Source organism: Dechloromonas sp. ZS-1, from assembly GCF_039649255.1.
Taxonomy (GTDB): Bacteria; Pseudomonadota; Gammaproteobacteria; order Burkholderiales; family Rhodocyclaceae; genus Azonexus.
In genome coordinates this window covers 115,123-131,856 of record NZ_JBDIYD010000002.1, presented here as the reverse complement: position 1 = coordinate 131,856, position 16,734 = coordinate 115,123, and the positions used below count along the sequence as shown (strand labels likewise).

Annotated in this window: 16 protein-coding genes; 4 read left to right on the top strand and 12 right to left on the bottom strand. The window is 61.9% G+C overall.

What is annotated here, in order from left to right; all coding sequences use genetic code 11:
- Nucleotides 1-10: 10 nt before the first annotated feature.
- From rocF to AACO21_RS03385, 6 genes are all read right to left on the bottom strand, one after another.
- Nucleotides 11-946 carry an arginase gene (gene rocF / locus AACO21_RS03410; protein ID WP_346191085.1) on the bottom strand — a complete coding sequence of 312 codons (936 nt, stop codon included), beginning with the start codon at nt 944-946 and terminating at the stop codon, nt 11-13.
- 9 nt (nt 947-955) lie between these two features.
- The gene (locus tag AACO21_RS03405; protein ID WP_346191084.1) at nt 956-1,552 is read right to left on the bottom strand and encodes a MarC family protein; all 597 of its coding nucleotides are present in this window, start codon (nt 1,550-1,552) and stop codon (nt 956-958) included.
- Between the two features lie 63 nt (nt 1,553-1,615).
- Nucleotides 1,616-3,046 (bottom strand): DcaP family trimeric outer membrane transporter, encoded by a 1,431-nt coding sequence (locus tag AACO21_RS03400; RefSeq protein ID WP_346191083.1) that lies wholly within the window; start codon nt 3,044-3,046, stop codon nt 1,616-1,618.
- A 37-nt stretch (nt 3,047-3,083) separates the two neighbouring features.
- On the bottom strand, nt 3,084-3,842 hold the full coding sequence (locus AACO21_RS03395; RefSeq protein WP_346191082.1) for an amino acid ABC transporter ATP-binding protein: 759 nt from the start codon (nt 3,840-3,842) through the stop codon (nt 3,084-3,086).
- A 10-nt stretch (nt 3,843-3,852) separates the two neighbouring features.
- Nucleotides 3,853-4,611 (bottom strand): amino acid ABC transporter permease, encoded by a 759-nt coding sequence (locus AACO21_RS03390; RefSeq protein ID WP_346191081.1) that lies wholly within the window; start codon nt 4,609-4,611, stop codon nt 3,853-3,855.
- Between the two features lie 14 nt (nt 4,612-4,625).
- Nucleotides 4,626-5,399 (bottom strand): ABC transporter substrate-binding protein, encoded by a 774-nt coding sequence (locus tag AACO21_RS03385; protein WP_346191080.1) that lies wholly within the window; start codon nt 5,397-5,399, stop codon nt 4,626-4,628.
- A 411-nt stretch (nt 5,400-5,810) separates the two neighbouring features.
- Between AACO21_RS03385 and AACO21_RS03380 the strand changes: the two genes are divergently transcribed.
- On the top strand, nt 5,811-8,408 hold the full coding sequence (locus tag AACO21_RS03380; RefSeq protein WP_346191079.1) for a bifunctional aconitate hydratase 2/2-methylisocitrate dehydratase: 2,598 nt from the start codon (nt 5,811-5,813) through the stop codon (nt 8,406-8,408).
- Between the two features lie 169 nt (nt 8,409-8,577).
- Here AACO21_RS03380 and AACO21_RS03375 read toward each other — a convergent pair whose 3' ends face one another.
- Both AACO21_RS03375 and AACO21_RS03370 read right to left on the bottom strand, forming a co-directional pair.
- Complete coding sequence (locus AACO21_RS03375; protein WP_346191078.1) at nt 8,578-8,958, bottom strand: cupin domain-containing protein; 381 nt, start codon at nt 8,956-8,958, stop codon at nt 8,578-8,580.
- An 87-nt stretch (nt 8,959-9,045) separates the two neighbouring features.
- Nucleotides 9,046-9,996 carry a cache domain-containing protein gene (locus AACO21_RS03370; RefSeq protein WP_346191077.1) on the bottom strand — a complete coding sequence of 317 codons (951 nt, stop codon included), beginning with the start codon at nt 9,994-9,996 and terminating at the stop codon, nt 9,046-9,048.
- Between the two features lie 267 nt (nt 9,997-10,263).
- Here AACO21_RS03370 and AACO21_RS03365 point away from each other — a divergent pair, with 267 nt between their 5' ends.
- Nucleotides 10,264-11,361 carry an ABC transporter substrate-binding protein gene (locus AACO21_RS03365; RefSeq protein ID WP_346191076.1) on the top strand — a complete coding sequence of 366 codons (1,098 nt, stop codon included), beginning with the start codon at nt 10,264-10,266 and terminating at the stop codon, nt 11,359-11,361.
- An 86-nt stretch (nt 11,362-11,447) separates the two neighbouring features.
- Nucleotides 11,448-12,614, top strand: coding sequence for a diguanylate cyclase (locus AACO21_RS03360; RefSeq protein WP_346191075.1), 1,167 nt, complete (start codon nt 11,448-11,450; stop codon nt 12,612-12,614).
- Here AACO21_RS03360 and AACO21_RS03355 read toward each other — a convergent pair.
- Both AACO21_RS03355 and asd read right to left on the bottom strand, forming a co-directional pair.
- Nucleotides 12,611-12,823 (bottom strand): hypothetical protein, encoded by a 213-nt coding sequence (locus tag AACO21_RS03355; RefSeq protein WP_346191074.1) that lies wholly within the window; start codon nt 12,821-12,823, stop codon nt 12,611-12,613. The two genes, AACO21_RS03360 and AACO21_RS03355, sit on opposite strands and share 4 nt — an antisense overlap.
- A complete protein-coding gene (gene asd, locus AACO21_RS03350; protein WP_346191073.1) occupies nt 12,820-13,668 on the bottom strand; it encodes an archaetidylserine decarboxylase in 849 nt (282 codons plus the stop codon). The genes AACO21_RS03355 and asd overlap by 4 nt, the downstream gene beginning before the upstream one ends.
- 209 nt (nt 13,669-13,877) lie before the next feature.
- Here asd and AACO21_RS03345 point away from each other — a divergent pair, with 209 nt between their 5' ends.
- Nucleotides 13,878-14,312 (top strand): amine oxidase, encoded by a 435-nt coding sequence (locus AACO21_RS03345; RefSeq protein ID WP_346191072.1) that lies wholly within the window; start codon nt 13,878-13,880, stop codon nt 14,310-14,312.
- Between the two features lie 98 nt (nt 14,313-14,410).
- On the opposite strand, the gene rlmF is transcribed toward AACO21_RS03345, so the two are convergent.
- Together rlmF and AACO21_RS03335 are read right to left on the bottom strand one after the other, a co-directional pair.
- Nucleotides 14,411-15,418 carry a 23S rRNA (adenine(1618)-N(6))-methyltransferase RlmF gene (gene rlmF, locus AACO21_RS03340; RefSeq protein ID WP_346191071.1) on the bottom strand — a complete coding sequence of 336 codons (1,008 nt, stop codon included), beginning with the start codon at nt 15,416-15,418 and terminating at the stop codon, nt 14,411-14,413.
- Nucleotides 15,419-15,455: 37 nt separating this feature from the next.
- A complete protein-coding gene (locus AACO21_RS03335) occupies nt 15,456-16,619 on the bottom strand; it encodes an NnrS family protein (RefSeq protein ID WP_346191070.1) in 1,164 nt (387 codons plus the stop codon).
- Between the last annotated feature and the right edge of the window lie 115 nt (nt 16,620-16,734).

The window sequence follows — 16,734 nt, the reverse complement described above, 5'->3', positions numbered from 1 at the left end:
GAAGTGGGGGTCAGGCGTGAATGCGGCAGAGCGTGCTCTTGCCGAACAGGCTCTCGATCAGATCGACCGCCAGTTCCGCCGTTTGGTTCTTGTGATCGAGCGCCGGATTGAGTTCGACGATGTCGAGCGAGGCCATCAGGCCGGTGTCGGCAATCATCTCCATACACAACTGGGCTTCGCGGTAGGTCGGGCCGCCGCGGACCGTGGTGCCGACGCCGGGGGCGATCTCCGGGTCGAGAAAGTCGACGTCGAGGCTGACATGCAGATGGGTGTTCGCATCGAGCCCGGCCAGCGCTTTTTCCATCACGGCGCGCATGCCATGTTCGTCGATGTAGCGCATGTCGAAGACTTCGATGCCAAGCTGGCGCAGGAAGAGCTTCTCGCCCTCATCGACGCTGCGGATGCCGATCTGGCGGAAGGCGCCGGGTTGCATGGCCGGTACGTGACCACCGATTTCGTTCAGGGGCTGCGGGCCATGGCCGCACAAGCAGGCCACCGGCATGCCGTGGATGTTGCCGGAAGGCGTCATGGTTGCCGTATTGAGGTCGGCATGGGCGTCAAACCAGAGCACGCGCAGGGTCTTGCCCTGTTCGCGTGCATGGCGGGCCACGGCACTGATCGAGCCGATGGCCAGGCAATGGTCGCCGCCGAGCATGATGGGCAGACGGTCCGCCTTGAGTTCGGCGTAGACGGCCTCGTGCAGCAGGCTGTTCCAGGCGTGGACTTCGGCCAGATGACGCAGGCCGTCGACCGCCGGCTGGTCCGGGTTGGTCGGGCCGGCCAGGTTGCCGCAGTCTTTCACGTCGACACCAAAGGCCGCCAGGGCCTGGGTAATGCCGGCGACGCGCAGGGCTTCCGGACCCATGCTGGCACCGCGGGTGCCGGCGCCGACGTCGGTGGGGGCGCCAATCAGGCTGATGCGGGAATTCTGGACGGTGGCGGTCATGGCATGTCCTCAGGCGGTGGCGAAGGCTACTTTGAGGCCGGAAATCAGCATCTGCACGGCCATTGTAGTCAGGATCAGGCCCATCAGGCGTTCCATGGCCTCCAGGCCGGAGCGCCCGAGAATGCGGGCCAGCGGGTCGGAAATGAGCAGAATGCCGGTGTTGACCGCCGAGGCGAGCAGTACGGCACCGACCCAGGGCAGCGGATCGCCGGATTGGCGTGAGGCAAGCAGGACCATGGCCAGCGCCGAAGGGCCGGCAATCATCGGCACGGCCAGCGGCACGATGAAGGGCGCCGGGCGCGGTTCGGCCTCGGCCAGGTTATGACCGGCCGGCGGAAAGACCATGCGCAGGGCAATCAGGAAAAGAATCAGGCCGCCGGAAATTTCCAGCGCGGGGTCGGAGAGGCGCATCACGGCGAGCAGCCAGTCACCGACAAAGAGGAAGGCGACCAGCACGGCGGTCGCAATGGCGCATTCGCGCAGGATGATGCGGCGCTTTTGCGCCGGGGTCTGCTCGCGCAGCAGCGAGAGCACGAACGGGACGTTGCCGAGCGGGTCGAGGACCAGCAGGAGCAGAAAAACGGAGGAGAGAATTTCGGGCGTCATGGTCAGATCCGGAGCCGGCTGACCGGCCCGGGGCCGATGCAGCCGGCCCCGGGAAGCCGAGGCTTAGTTGAAGTTGTAACGACCCATCAGGTTGATGCGGGACATGTCGCCACGCTCGCCCAGGATGGTTTCGCGACGGCCATAGATGTACTCGGCACCGATGTCGACGTACTTGACCGGGTTCCAGATCGCACCGATGTGCAGCTGGGAGACGGTGTTGTTGGTCAGCCAGCGGTGATCGCTGGGCAGATTGGTGCGGGCGTACTGGGTGTACTCGTTGTCGTAGGTCTTCTGGAAACCATAGGCAATGTTCATACGCAGGGTGTCGCTGAACTTGTGCTGATAGCCGGCAACGACACCCAGGGAGCGCTCGAGCACGATGCGACGGTTGGCCTGGTCGTAGGCAGCACCTTCAATGAAGTTGAAGTAGCGACCGATGCCGTCGCCGCCGGTGACGTTCAGGCTCAGCAGGTCATTGTCCGTCGGCTTGTAGGTGACGGCAGCGCCGACGCCGTAGCCACGGCGGCTGACGTTGAGGCCTTTGCCATCTTCGATGGCGTGTTCGTGCGAAACGCCACGCAGGCTCATCGTGCCCCAAGTGAAGGCACGGTCCCAGCGCAGGACCACGTCGGCCGTCTTGGAGAAGCCATCGGTGGTGGCAGTCCAGTCCTTCAGGACGTAGCTCACGGAGTTTTCAACAGCGGCAGAGAAGTTTCCGTAGTTCTGGGTGGCGTAGGTGTAACGCACTTGCGGCTGACGGATGAAGGTGCCGCCGATCGGGCCGTTGAAGTCGACCACTTCCGGGGTGGCATCCAGATCCATGAAGGTGGACCAGGTCTGACCAACGGTCCAGCCAGCCAGCTGGAAGTAGGCGTGACGCAGACGGAAGTCGTAGCTGTTGGTTGCCTGCTGGCTGTAAATGTTCTTCACGTCGCCATAAACAGCGGAGTTGCCGGTACGCGGATCGTTGTTGAAGTCACCTTCGATCTTGGCAACCAGTTGGCCATACTGGGTCGGGGTCGAGGCTTCAATGCCAAAACGCGATGTACGGGCATGCAGGTAGGTTTGGCCGGTACGGTTGGCGGCGGCAGAGCCGCGCAGCGGCGCGTAGGGCATGAACGTGGAGTAGTCGTTATCGGCGTTGGTACCCTTGTTTTCGCGCACCATGTTCATCTCGGCAATGCCGTACACGCGGATCGAGGTATCGCCGCTGGCCAGACGCATGGAGTTCGGCAGATCGCCGGCCACGACGACTTCCTTGCCCTGGGCAACGACCTGGTCCTGCAGCTGGGCCAGCTCTTCCTTCTGGCTCTTCTGGGCGGTCGACTGGGTTTTTTGAATGTTTTTCAGTTCTTCGATCTGGGCCTGCATGGCCTTCAGCTGGGATTCCAGCTGGGCGATGCGGTTGGCTTCAGCGGCGGCGTTGCCAGCGGCGAAGGCTTGGGTGCCGGCGCCCAGGGCAGCGATCGCGAGGGCGATGTGCTTGAGTTGCATGAGGTGTCCTCTCAAAGTGAATGGATAGTTTGGATTTTTAGAAACCGTGGCGGACCTGCGTCAGGAAGGTCTTGGCACGGTCGTGCTGCGGGTTATTGAAGAAGTCCGCCGGCGTGCTGTCTTCGAGGATCGTCCCGTGATCGAAGAAGATCACGCGATCCGCCACTTCACGGGCAAAGCCCATTTCGTGGGTGACGACGAGCATGGTGATGCCGGTGTGTGCCAGCTCACGCATGACGGCGAGGACTTCATTGACCATCTCCGGGTCCAGGGCCGAGGTCGGCTCATCGAAGAGCAGGACCTTGGGGTCCATGGCCAAAGCGCGGGCGATGGCGACCCGCTGCTGCTGGCCGCCGGACAACTGCACCGGGTACTTGTGGGCATGGGCCTTCAAGCCGACCCGGTCAAGCAGGGCGAGGGCCTTGGCTTCGGCATCGGCAGCGGACATCTTGCGGACGCGCATGGGCGCCAGCGTGATGTTCTTCAGGATCGACAGGTGCGAAAACAGGTTGAAGCTCTGAAACACCATGCCGACTTCGCGGCGGATGGCATCCAGGTTCTTCAGGTCGTCGTTCAGGTCGATCCCGTCGATGACGATGCGCCCGGCATCGTGGGCTTCCAGGCGATTGAGCGTGCGCAGGAAGGTCGATTTGCCGGAGCCGGAGGGGCCGATGATCGCGGTGACTTCCCCTTCGCGGAAAGTCGCGGAGACTTTCTTCAGGGCATGGAAAGCGCCGAAGTGCTTGTCCACATCCGTGGCGACGATGATCGGGCGGGCGGTTGAGGTGGCGTTCATGCGGGCTCCCTTAGCGCTTGCGACCGACATCGAGCTGGCTCTCCAGGGCGGAGGTCAGCGTCGTGAAGGCAGTGGTCAGAATCAGGTAGATCACGGCGATGGTCAGGAAAACCGGTACCGGCTGGTAGCTTTCCGCCTGAATGCGATAGCCGACCATGGTCAGCTCAACGACGCTGATCGCGTAGGCCAGCGACGAGTCCTTGACCAGCGAGGCCAGGTTGTTGGCCAGGGCCGGCAGGGCGACCCGCATGCTTTGCGGCAGCGTGATGTCGATGAAAGTCTGGGTCGGCGACAGGCCCAGGGCGCGGGCAGCTTCAACCTGCCCATGCGGTACGGCGAGGATGCCGGCGCGGACGCACTCGGTGTTGTAGGCCCCGATATTCAACGACAGCGCGATGACCGCACAGGCAAAGTCGGAGAGCTGGATCGCATCCGGCAGCACTTGCGGCGCAACCAGCCAGACAAACAGGATCTGCAAAAGCAGCGGCGTACCACGGAACAGCCAGACGTAAAACGCACACAACCAACGCACCGGGGCGAAAGCGGAGAGTTTGCCGAGACCGGCCAATACGCCGAGTACGACACCAATCGTGCCAGAGATCAGCGTCAGGAGGACGGTCATGCGCGCGCCTTCTGCAAACTGCTGCGCGGCCGGACCGATCGGTTCAGGTGCCATGGACAGCGGGATGGCCATGCCCCACAAAAAGAGGAGCAGACCGATCATCGCGCCGAACATGGTCCAGCCGGGGTTTTGCTTGATCCAGTTCATCTTGGCTCAGTCGTTCAGCGGCAGGAAACGTCGGTCTTGAAGTACTTCTGCGACAGGGTGGCGTAGGTGCCATCCTTGACGACTTCAGCCAGGGCGCGGTTGTAATTGTCTTGCAGTTCCTTGTTGTTCTTGCGCATGATGGCCGAGACGCGCTCGACGAAGACCTGCTCACCGGCAACGATGCCGGCATCGGCGTTCTTTTCCAGGGTGGCCTTGATCAGCCACTTGTCGGAAATCCAGGCGTCGACTTTCTTGGCCTTGAGGGCGGAGAAGGCTTCCGGATCGGCCTTGTAGGTCTTGATTTCCTTCACGCCGGCAATGCGCTTGGCGCTGTCGGCATAGCTGGTGGCGAGCTGCACGGCGACAGTCTTGCCGGCCAGGGCTGCGGCGGTCAGGGCGCCATCTTTCGGTGCAGCGATCTGGCCGCCGGTGCAGTAGTGCGGTGCGGCGAAGTCGACCGACTTGGCGCGTTCCTCGGTGAAGCCGTGAGAAGCGATGGCGAAGTCAAAGCGGTCCTGGCGGATCGAAGCAACTTGAGCGTCGAACGGCACGACGCGCCATTCGATGGCCAGCCCCAGCTTCTTGGCGACGGCTTCGGCCACTTCGACTTCGAACCCGGTGAGTTTGGAGCCTTCGAAGAAATTGAACGGGAAGAATGCCCCTTCGGTCACGGCGATGATCTTGCCGTCAGCCTTGATGGTGTTCCAGTCGCGGGCTTCAGCCGTGGTGGCAGCCAGGGTGAGCAGTGCCGGCAGCAGCGCGGCGCAGAGTTTTTTCTTGAGCTGCATGATGTCTCCTCAAGGACTGCCGTACCGAACGCAGGCGGTCGGCAAGCAACAGTCAGGATTGGATTGAAAGGTAATCGGAAAGACAGTCTCGCCCGCGCGGACGAGCTCCGAAGGTCGCGGATTCTAGGAGGGGTGGGCGATGATCACCATGGCTTCTGTCGTGATTTACGGGTTAACCCTTAACGAAAGTGTTGGGTTTTTCACACAAATGAAACCTTGGCGCGGCGGCTGGGAGGCCCGCTTTGTCGCGAACTCGCTTGGCGATCGGCGGCACGCTGTGTTCGCTGGATCGGACTCGCCATGGGGCGAGGGATAACATATAATATATAAGACTTGCGATTCCGATCCGGATGCTGCAATCGTCGTAGAATACTTATTTCCCAGAGCAACCCTTTACGAAAGGAAGTCGCCGTGCTTGAAGCCTATCGCGCCCACGTTGCAGAGCGTGCAGCCCTCGGTATCCCGCCGCTGCCCCTGTCCAAGCAACAGACCACCGAGCTGGTCGCCCTGCTGAAGAACCCGCCCGCTGGCGAGGAAGCCTTCCTGGTCGAACTGCTGACCTATCGCGTTCCGGCTGGCGTGGATGATGCCGCCAAGGTCAAGGCTGAGTTCCTGGCCAAGGTTGCCAAGGGTGAAGAAACCTGTGGCTTGATCTCCAAGGTCAAGGCCACCGAACTGCTCGGCACCATGCTGGGTGGTTACAACGTCAAGCCGCTGATCGATCTGCTGGCCTGTGGCGAATGCGGTGCCGCCGCTGCCGAAGGTCTGAAGAAGACCCTGCTGGTGTTCGACTACTTCCACGACGTCGCCGAACTGGCCAAGGCCGGTAACGCCAACGCCAAGGCCGTCATGCAATCCTGGGCCGACGCCGAGTGGTTCACCTCGCGTCCGGAAGTCCCGGCTTCGCAGAAGTTGACCGTGTTCAAGGTCACCGGCGAAACCAACACCGACGACCTGTCGCCGGCTCCGGATGCCTGGTCCCGTCCGGACATCCCGCTGCACGCCCTGGCCATGCTGAAGAACCCGCGTCCGGGTATCGAAGCCGACGAGCCGGGCTCCCGCGGCCCGATCAAGCAACTGGAAGCGCTGGCTGCCAAGGGCAACCTGATCGCCTACGTCGGTGACGTGGTCGGTACCGGTTCTTCCCGCAAGTCCGCCACCAACTCCGTGCTGTGGTTCACCGGCGAAGACATCCCGTTCGTGCCGAACAAGCGCTTTGGCGGCGTCTGCCTGGGTTCCAAGATCGCCCCGATCTTCTTCAACACGATGGAAGATGCCGGCGCACTGCCGATCGAAATCGACGCCGGCCAGATGGACATGGGCGACGAGATCGAACTGAAGGTTGACGGCGCCACCGGCAAGGTTACCGCCACCAAGAACGGCGCCACCATCGCCGAGTCCCAGCTGAAGACCCTCGTCATCCTCGACGAAGTCCGCGCTGGCGGCCGTATCCCCCTGATCATCGGCCGTGGCCTCACCGCCAAGGCGCGTGAGGCCCTCGGCCTGCCGGCCTCGACCCTGTTCCGTCTGCCGCAGCAGCCGAACGATCCGGGCACCGGCTACTCGCTGGCCCAGAAGATGGTCGGCCGCGCCTGTGGTCTGCCGGAAGGCAAGGGCATCCTGCCGGGTACCTACTGCGAACCGAAGATGACCACCGTCGGCTCCCAGGACACCACCGGCCCGATGACCCGCGACGAACTGAAGGATCTGGCCTGCCTCGGCTTCTCCGCCGATCTGGTCATGCAGTCCTTCTGCCACACCGCCGCCTATCCGAAGCTGGTCGACGTCAAGATGCACCGCGAACTGCCGACCTTCATCGCCAACCGTGGCGGTGTTGCGCTGCGTCCGGGCGACGGCGTCATCCACTCCTGGCTGAACCGCCTGCTGCTGCCGGATACCGTCGGTACCGGTGGTGACTCGCACACCCGTTTCCCGATTGGCATCTCCTTCCCGGCCGGTTCCGGTCTGGTTGCCTTCGCTGCCGCCACCGGCGTCATGCCGCTGGACATGCCGGAATCCGTGCTGGTTCGCTTCAAGGGCAAGATGCAAGACGGCATCACCCTGCGCGACCTGGTTAACGCCATTCCGCTGTGGGCCATCAAGCAGGGTCTGCTGACCGTCGAGAAGAAGGGTAAGAAGAACATCTTCTCCGGCCGCATCCTCGAAATCGAAGGCCTGCCGGATCTCAAGGTCGAACAGGCTTTCGAACTCTCCGACGCCGCTGCCGAGCGCTCCGCTGCCGCTTGCGCCATCGCCCTGAATAAGGAACCGGTGGTCGAGTACATGCGTTCCAACATCACCCTGATGAAGTGGATGATCGCCGAAGGCTACGCTGATGCGCGCACCCTGAAGCGCCGCATCAAGTCGATGGAAGAGTGGATCGCCAACGGCGAACTGCTGAAGTCCGATGCCAACGCCCAGTACGCTGCCGTGATCGAAATCGATCTGGCCGAAGTCACCGAGCCGATCCTGGCCTGCCCGAACGATCCGGACGACGTCAAGGTGCTGTCCGAAGTCGCTGGCGACAAGATCGACGAAGTCTTCATCGGGTCCTGCATGACCAACATCGGTCACTTCCGTGCTGCCGGCAAGGTGCTGGACGGCAAGAGCGACATCCCGGCTCGCCTGTGGATCGCCCCGCCGACCAAGATGGATGCCCTGATCCTGACCGAAGAAGGCTACTACAGCGTCCTCGGCAAGGCCGGTGCCCGTATGGAAATGCCGGGCTGCTCGCTGTGTATGGGTAACCAGGCTCAGATCCGCAAGGGTTCCACCGCGATCTCCACCTCCACCCGTAACTTCCCGAACCGTCTGGGCATCGACACCCGCGTCTACCTCGGCTCCGCCGAACTGGCCGCGATGTGCGCCCTGGCTGGCCGTATCGTGACCAAGGAAGAGTACATGGAGCAGATCAAGCTGGTGAACGCCAAGGCTGCCGACGTGTATCGCTACATGAACTTCGACCAGATCAAGGACTTCGTCGAAGTCGCTGCGACCGTCGAGATGTAATGGGTGAAAATCGACCGGTTTGACCGGTCGACCGTCGCCGAACAAAAACGCCCCTGCCGGCTTGCCGGTGGGGGCGTTTTACGTTGAGCTTCAGAACATGCAGTCGTCGCAGGTCGGCAGGTCTGACTGCGTTCCGCCGTGAGACGACGGCGGTCTCAGTGGCGGTGAATTACGGCTGATCTGGCTCGAGAATTTCCGTATCGTCATCGCGATAAGCCGGGCTGCAAACGCACAGGATGCGGAGCGGGACGGGCCAGGTGTTGTGCAGGGCGTGGGGCGTGCCGGGAGGAATCAGGATCGTGTCGCCCACATTGATGGGGAAGCGCGTCTCGCCCAGGATCATCGTGCCTTGGCCGGCTGTGACGTGATACAACTCTTCGGTCTGATGATGGCGATGCAGCTGGGTTTTCTGACCCGGCTGCACGGTTGCTTCGGCCAGGCTTGAGGCCTGATTGCCGTGGGTGGCGGGGTGCATCAATTCCCGGATTTCAGAACCGTCCTTGGTGGTGAACGGGCGGACGTCGTTGTAGCGGCTGAGGTGGGTCGGCATGGTCGATGCAGTGGCGCTGAGCAAAAGGTGACGACATGATGCCCGACTCGCCGTCCGCTGAACATCCCGCCGTGTTCGCGCGGGTGCTTACAGGCTACCAGCGGTGGTGTGCCGTTTGCGTCGGAAAATGAGCCCCAGCGCTGCCGCCATCAGGATGCCGATGACGGCGAGCAGGAGATAGGTGCGCGTTTTAACGACCTCGAACGGGGCCTCGGCATCGGCAAGGGGGTAGTTTGCAGCGAGCAGCCAACCGGTCGATTTGAGGTAGTGCACGCCCAGGATCATCGGGACTCCCAGGCTGTTGATGGTTTGCCCGTGACCTTCAAATCCTTCCGTGATCGCTTTGTCGAGTAGCTGGTTTTGCCCGGGTCGGGTCGCCGGCTTCATGATGCGCCGGGGATCCGGATGCATGATCATCGTGCGTTCGCGGGTAATCAGATAGAGGTAGCCGGTCTTGCCGACGCGGACATCGTTGATCGCCGCCAGCATGTTTTCGCCATCCAGGCGAAGCGCGCCGGCGACGTACCCGAGGAAGCGGCCATCTGCATGAAAGACGGGGGTCACCATGGCGATGGCCGGACAGCCGTCGCAGGATGGTGACGCGTAGGGCTGCGAGATCAGGGTGCGGCGCTGTTCGCGGGCCCGCCAATTGAGATCGCTGGCGCTGGTTTTGCCACCAATCCGCTTGCGCGCCTGCTGCATGTCCCGTAACTGTGCGCCAAGAATGATTTCGTCTGGATTTGCCATGTACAAACCGAGATCGAACAGCGCCAGCAGTGGGGCGTAATGGGTCAGATAAGCCTGGGCCTGGTCCGGGTTCTCAAAAGCCCTTTCTGGCGCGTTGTCTGCAATCCCCTGCAAAATCTGGCGCGTGCGTTCGATCTGCTGATCCAGTGCTGCAGCATGGCTCTGCACGAGGACTGCCATATCCTCGCCAATGGTCTCCTGCATGCTGCGGTGCAGGGTTGCGATCACGATTTGTCCTGCACCGGCAAGTGCAATGAGCAAGGTGATCAGGCTGAGGGTGAGTTGGCGCATGCAAGAGCGGGGCGGCGGAAAAGGCTGGGTGAAAAGTACTCAGCTCGGCCCGTTGGTATCGGGATCGACGAGTGAGGAATCATGCCATACTCAGACTGGGTTGGGGTGTAAATTTATAACCAAAGTTATAGGCTTAAATCGATTCGTCATTGCGCTCTTTTTGCGTGAAAACTGTGTCACGAATGGGGTTTTTACAGTTTTTGACGTAGGCAAAATAAAGGCAGCTATACTTATGACCAAAGTGATAAATCTGCTCAAGGAGCGGTCATGCGGCATGTCGTCCTGTGGCTGACTGGTTGGTTGTGCCCTCAGCTCGTGTTTGCCATGTCGGTGGTGTTTATCAACCCCGGCAAATCTGATGAGGTGTATTGGGTTAGTGCTGCGCGTGCGATGGAAGCGGCGGCGAAGAGTCTCGGCGTTTCCCTGCAAGTGATGTACGCGGAGCGAGATCATCCTAAAGCCATCGAGATTGCGCGGACAATCGCAGCGCGCACGCCGGCGCTGCGGCCTGATTACGTTGTCTTCACCAACGATTACGGAACCGGCCCCGAAATCATGCGCGTGCTGGATGAGGCCAGGATCAAGCATTTCATGGCATTCAGCGGGATTTTCGAGAGCGCGGTTCGACAAAAAGTCGGCCTGCCGCGCCAACAGTATTCGGCTTGGCTCGGCTCTCTGGAGCCGAAGGCGGAAGAAGCCGGTTATTTGACCGCCCGCGAACTGATTCAGGTGGCGCGGCGCGCCAAGGCCTTCGGCTCGGATGGGCGACTCCATATGCTGGCCGTGAGTGGCGACCGTTCAACCCCCACCTCGGTGCGGCGGAGTGAAGGGATGCGACGCGCGATTGCGGAGGCCGGAGATGTGGTGCTTGATCAGGAAATCCACGGTGCCTGGGGTCGGGAAAAGGCGGCGGAGCAGGCCGCATGGCTCTATCAGCGCCATCCCGAAGCACGCCTAATCTGGGCCGGAAACGATCTGATGGCCTTTGGTGCGATGCAGTCCTGGCGGGCTCGGGGCGGCAAGCCTGGCAAGGATGCCTGGTTCAGCGCCATCAATACCTCGAGCGAGGCGATGACAGCGATTCAGTCAGGGGAGTTGTCAGCGCTGGCCGGCGGCCATTTCATCGCGGGTGCCTGGGCATTGGTCATGTTGTATGACTACCATCATGGCCGGGATTTCGCGCAAGAGGAGGGGCTGGAACTGAACCAGTCCATGTTCGTTCTCTTTTCACCGACGCAGGCTGCGCGTTTTCAAAAACGCTTTGGCAATCTGGATTTTCACAGCATCGATTTTCGACGCTTCAGTAAAGTCCTTTCGCCGCAAATCAAGCGTTACGACTTCAGCTTCAGTCAGTTACTGAACTGAGGGCGAATTGGATGCCCGATACCCATTTCCGGTCCATCGCACAGACGCTGAATGCCCGGATTTGGCGTTGGGCTACGGCGTGCGCCATGCTCATCGTGTTGGGACAGACCATGGTGTCCTGGCAGGAAGTGACATCACGCTTTGAGAATGAGCTTCTGGATATTCAGGAAACCAATATTCCCCTGTTGTCCGTGAGCGTCTGGGATATCGAACCCAAAGTTATTCAGTGGCAACTTGATAACCTGACCGAGCGCCACAGTCTTGGCTTTGTCCGCTTGACGGTGGAAAGTGGCCAGATTTTCGTGGCCGGCAATGCGTCGCTGGCCCAGAGCAAGGTGTTGCGTACCTTCGATGTTCCGGCCCCGGATCGGGGAACGCGGATCATTGGCCACCTTGAAATCATGGAAAACCCCGGTGTTTTCTTCCGTGCCTGGATGCAGCGGGTGGGGGTGGCGGTGCTCGCCTACGGCATTCTGACCCTGATGATCTGTGTCCTGGTGGCCTATGTGTTACGCCGCGAACTGGAATGGCCGCTGCGCCACATTGCGCGTTTTGCGGCCGAACTGACGCCGGATCGCTTGTCTACGCCCTTGACGGTTGAACGACCGAAGCACCGCCATCAGGATGAAATCGATCTGGTGGTGACGGGCTTCCAGACTTTGCAGCAGGGGCTGAATCGCCATGTGGCCAATCTCGATGAGCGGGTCAGGGAAAGGACACGTGAGCTTGAGGAGGCCATGCTCTCCATTCAGCGCCTCTCTCAGGTAGATAGTCTGACGGGCTGCGTCAATCGCCGCCATTTCAACGAACGCATCCTGGCCGAGGCCGAGCGGGTGGGGCGCTATGAGCGAAAGCTGTCGGTGCTGTTTTGCGATATCGATCACTTCAAGCAGATCAACGACACGCTCGGTCATCTGGCCGGCGACGAGGTTTTGCGGGCTGTCGGGCGTATTTTCCTGATGCAGGTCCGCGATGACGTCGATTGGGTTGCCCGTTACGGCGGTGAAGAGTTTGTCGTGGTCTTGCCCGAAACCGGCCAGGCCGAGGCGATGGCGACCGGTGAGCGCTTGCGCGAGATTTTGGCATCTACGCCGGTTGAGCTTGCTCAATGCCCCATCCCGGTGACGATCAGCATCGGTGTTGCCGAGCTGCGCACCGGGGAGTCCGTCAATGAGCTCCTGGCTCGGGCCGATACGGCGCTTTATGCGGCGAAAGCTGCGGGCCGCAATCGGGTCCTGATGGCCAGGGGTTAAACGAAACAGGCGGCGATGAAAAAGCCGACCATGCCCCAGCCGGCGATGCCGCCGAGCAGCATCGCACGGTCGCCTTTCAGCCCGAGCGGCAGCATTTCGGTGACCGGGATGCGTCGACCGTAGCGGGCGACGCCGGCTTCGCTGATGCGTAGCGACACCCGCGCGGCCACGATGCCCAGCGCAATGCAGAGCAGCGTGGGCAGGCTCATGCCTGGCTGGCCATGGCTTCACCCATGCGGATGGCGCGGGCCGGGGACCACTCGGGGTTAAAGCGCAGCGTCTGCTTGGGGAAGAGCATGACGACGGTGGAGCCGAGCAGGAAACGGCCCATTTCTTCGCCTTTTTTCAGGTTGACCGCCGTCTCCCCGTCGTAGCGCCATTCGCGCACAACCCCCGGGCGGGGCGGATTGACCACACCATGCCAGACGGTCGCCATGCTGCCGACAATGGTGGCCCCGACCAGGGTCAGGACGAAGGGACCGTGGGCCGATTCAAACACGCAGACAACGCGCTCGTTGCGGGCAAACAGGCCCGGTACGCCGCGGGCGGTGGTCGGATTGACCGAAAAGAGGGCGCCCGGTACGTAGATCATGCGGGTCAGCCGGCCATCGCAGGGCATGTGAATGCGGTGGTAGTCGCGCGGGCTCAGGTACAGCGTCGCAAAATGGCCGTTTTCAAAACGGGCGGCCAGCTCGCGGTCGCCACCGACCAAAGCGGTGGTGGAGTACTGATGGCCCTTGGCCTGAAAAATCTGGTCGCGTTCGATAGGGCCAAACTGGCTGATCGCACCATCGACCGGACAGAGAAAGTCGGTCTCGGCGAGCGGGCGGGCGTCAGCCTTGAGCGGGCGCGTGAAAAACTCGTTGAAGCTCGCGTAGCTGGCGATATCCGGATTGGCCGCTTCCGCCATGTTTACGCCATAACGCCCCACGAACCAGCGGATGACCGCCGTGGTCAGGCCGCCGGCCTGGGCGCCCGCCAGTTTGCCGGCCAGCACGGTCAGCGCTTGTTTCGGAATCAGATACTGGGGCAGGACGGCAAGACGGTCGGACACGGGGAAACCCTGACAATGAAAACGGCAATTATACCGGCTTGCCGGCATTTCCCCGGAAACGCCCTGAAACAGAGCGGTTACATGGCGATACACAGGCTTACGCAGGCGCTGACATCCGGGCTGCCTGCCCCTGCGTTATTCGGCACAAGGCGCTGCGAAAAAGATGGGCAGCACCGAGCACCTAACCCAATATCGCTAGGAGAAATGAAATGCAAATCACCAAGACCCTGATCGCCCTGTCTGTTGCTGCCGGTTTCGCGAGCGGCGCTTTTGCTCAAGGTGCCGTGCAACCGGCCACGCCGGCAGCGCCCGCCGCCAAGATCAGCGCACCTGCCCCGGCCGCAGTCGAGAAGAAGGTCGAGGCTGCCAAGAGCGTTGCCCCGGCTGTCGAGAAAAAGGCGGAGGCGGTCAAGGCGGTGGAGCCCCTGAAGGCGGAGGCCACCAAGCCGGAAGCCGTCAAGGCCGATGCAGGCAAGCCGGGCGCGCCGGCAGAGAAGGCCAAGGGGCATGAGAAGCATGCGGAAAAGCATGCGGCCAAATCGGCAGAAAAGCAGCTTGAGAAGCAGGCCGAAAAGGCGGAGGCCAAGGCCGAGGTGAAGCGCCCGGCCCCGGTGGCAGCAGTGATGCCGGCACCGACCAAGTAAGGTGCGTTGAGTCAGTTCCCCCGGGATAAAACCGGGGGATTTGGCCTGTTTCAGACGGTCGACCGTCTGAAACAGGCCAATTTGTGTTGCCGGCTGGGTTACTCGGCCGGCGTTGCTTCTGGTGGCGTCTCAGCGGCCGTCCCGCTGTTGCGGTCGCTGCTGTTGCCCTGGCTGGCCCAGCGGCGTTTTTTCCAGGCCTGATGTTCGCGCGGGCTGTGGAAGGTCCAGGCCACGATGCGGCTCTGCTTCTGGCCTTGCGCCATCGGAATGATGCGTGTGGCCTGGGCATGTGCCTGCTTTAGCGCGGCTTCGATGGTGGGCAGGTTGTCGGCCTTGGAGACCAGGCTGGTGAACCAGAGCACGCGTTTGGAGATGGTCGCGCTTTGCTCGATCATCGTTTTCAGGAAACCGCGTTCGCCGCCCGGACACCAGAGTTCGAGGTCGCCGCCGCCAAAGTTGAGATGCGGCGTCTGGCTGCCTTTCTTGGCGCCGGGTTTGCCGAGCTTGTTCCATTTGCGCTGGCTGGCCGCGCGCACATCTTCGGGCGAGGCATGGAAGGGCGGATTGCAGAGGCTGACATCGAAATACTCGCCATGGCGCAGCAGGCCCATGAAGATGTCGTTTGGGCTGGTTTGCTCGCGCACCTCGACGGTTTTGCCGAGGCCCGGATTCTTGCTCAGGATTTTTTCGGCATTGGCCAGGGCGGTCAGGTCGATCTCGCTGCCGACAAACGACCAGCCATATTCGGCGTGGCCGATGAGCGGATAGACCAGGTTGGCGCCGGTGCCGATATCGAGGGCATAGATCTTGTTGCCGGTCGGGACATTGCCCTGATTGTCATCGGCCAGCAGGTCGGCCAGGGCGTGGATGTAGTCGGCCCGGCCCGGGATGGGCGGGCAGAGGTAGCCGGTCGGCAGGTCCCAGCCGCGCACAGCGTAGTGGTGCATCAGCAAGGCCCGGTTGAGGGCTTTGACGGCACCGGGGTTGGCGAAGTCGACCGTGGGCTCGCCCGCCGGCGAGGGGCGGACATATTTGGCCAGGGCCGGCGAGGTCACCGCCAATGCTGCGAGATCGTAGCCGCCGGCGTTTTTGTTGCGTGGGTGCATGGGAAATCCTGAGCGTTAAGGCGAACAGTGTACTCCATCAGTGTTCGCGACCGTCGATGCGTGCTTGCATCAGGATCGGGATGTAGCGGACGGCGAGGATGGCGAAGGCAATCGCCCAGAGGGCGGCTGCGGCATGAATGCAGGCCAGATACTGCGCCGGGAAGAGTTGCGGCAGCACGATGCGGACGCCGAGCGCCGCCAGCATGAGCCAGAGCACGGCCTTGTCGGCAGGCTGAAACACCACTTTGCGGCCGGTGTGGCCGTTGGCGATGCGGACGATCATGGCGGGGATCACACAGCCCATGGCGCCGAAGGTAAACAGATGCACGGCCACGCTGCCCACAGCCGTGATGCCGACGCCCCGTTGCGCTGCATCGAGCAGCAGCTGGCCGACAATGGCCAGGTAGCCGACGAACATGATCCCGATATCGATGCGCGTGCAGGCACGCAGCGGCGCCCAACGCGTCAGGCGGATGAGGAGCAGGGCGGCCAGGGCGAGCGAGAGGCCGACGGTCAACGTGTCCGGGAAGGCAAAATCCAGCACCAGCATGAGGCCGAGCAATTTGATCGGCAGGTCGAGCTTCGGCGTGCGCAGGATCTGGATTTGAAAGGCGGCCTTCATGAACTGGGTCAGGGTCCGTTCCAGCATGACGAGAAACGCCAGGCGGAAAAGCGCCAGGCTCATGCGGTAAGCCGTGTGCAGATCCGTGCCGAAAAGCAGCCAGGTTTTGGCGACCAGAAAAGCCGGCAGCATGATCAGGAAAAAACGGTTGTCGGCGCGATAGCTGTCCTGCTCGCGATGACGCACCAGGGTGCTCAGGAGCAAGGTGGCGATGCCGCCGATAAAAAGATAGCTGCCGACCAGCGCAATGGCCGGGGGCCAGGCGCCGCCCCAGGCCAAGGTGGCGCGCTCGAAAAGCCATGCGGCTGCGAGCAGCATCAATGAGCGTCCGTGATGGCCGCGCACATTGACCCAGTTTTTCGTCGATGTCAGGAGAAAGCCGCCGAGAACTGCCCAGCCAAAGCCATAGAACATCTCGTGGGCGTGCCAGCGGATCGGATCGAGGCTGCCCTGAGGCAGGCTGATCTTGCCACTGAAAATCAGAATCCACAGCAGCGGGAGAACGATGCCGGCCAGGCAGGCGAGGCTGAAAAACGGACGAAAGCCGACCAGCCAGAGCGGGTGTCGCGCAGAAAACATGATCGTGATGTCGAAGAGACGGGAAAGGTCGGCAGTTTAGCCACAGCAGCGATACGACGCTTTGATTTGTCCGAGAGATCGCGCACGACGGTTTCACAATCGCGTAAAATTCGTG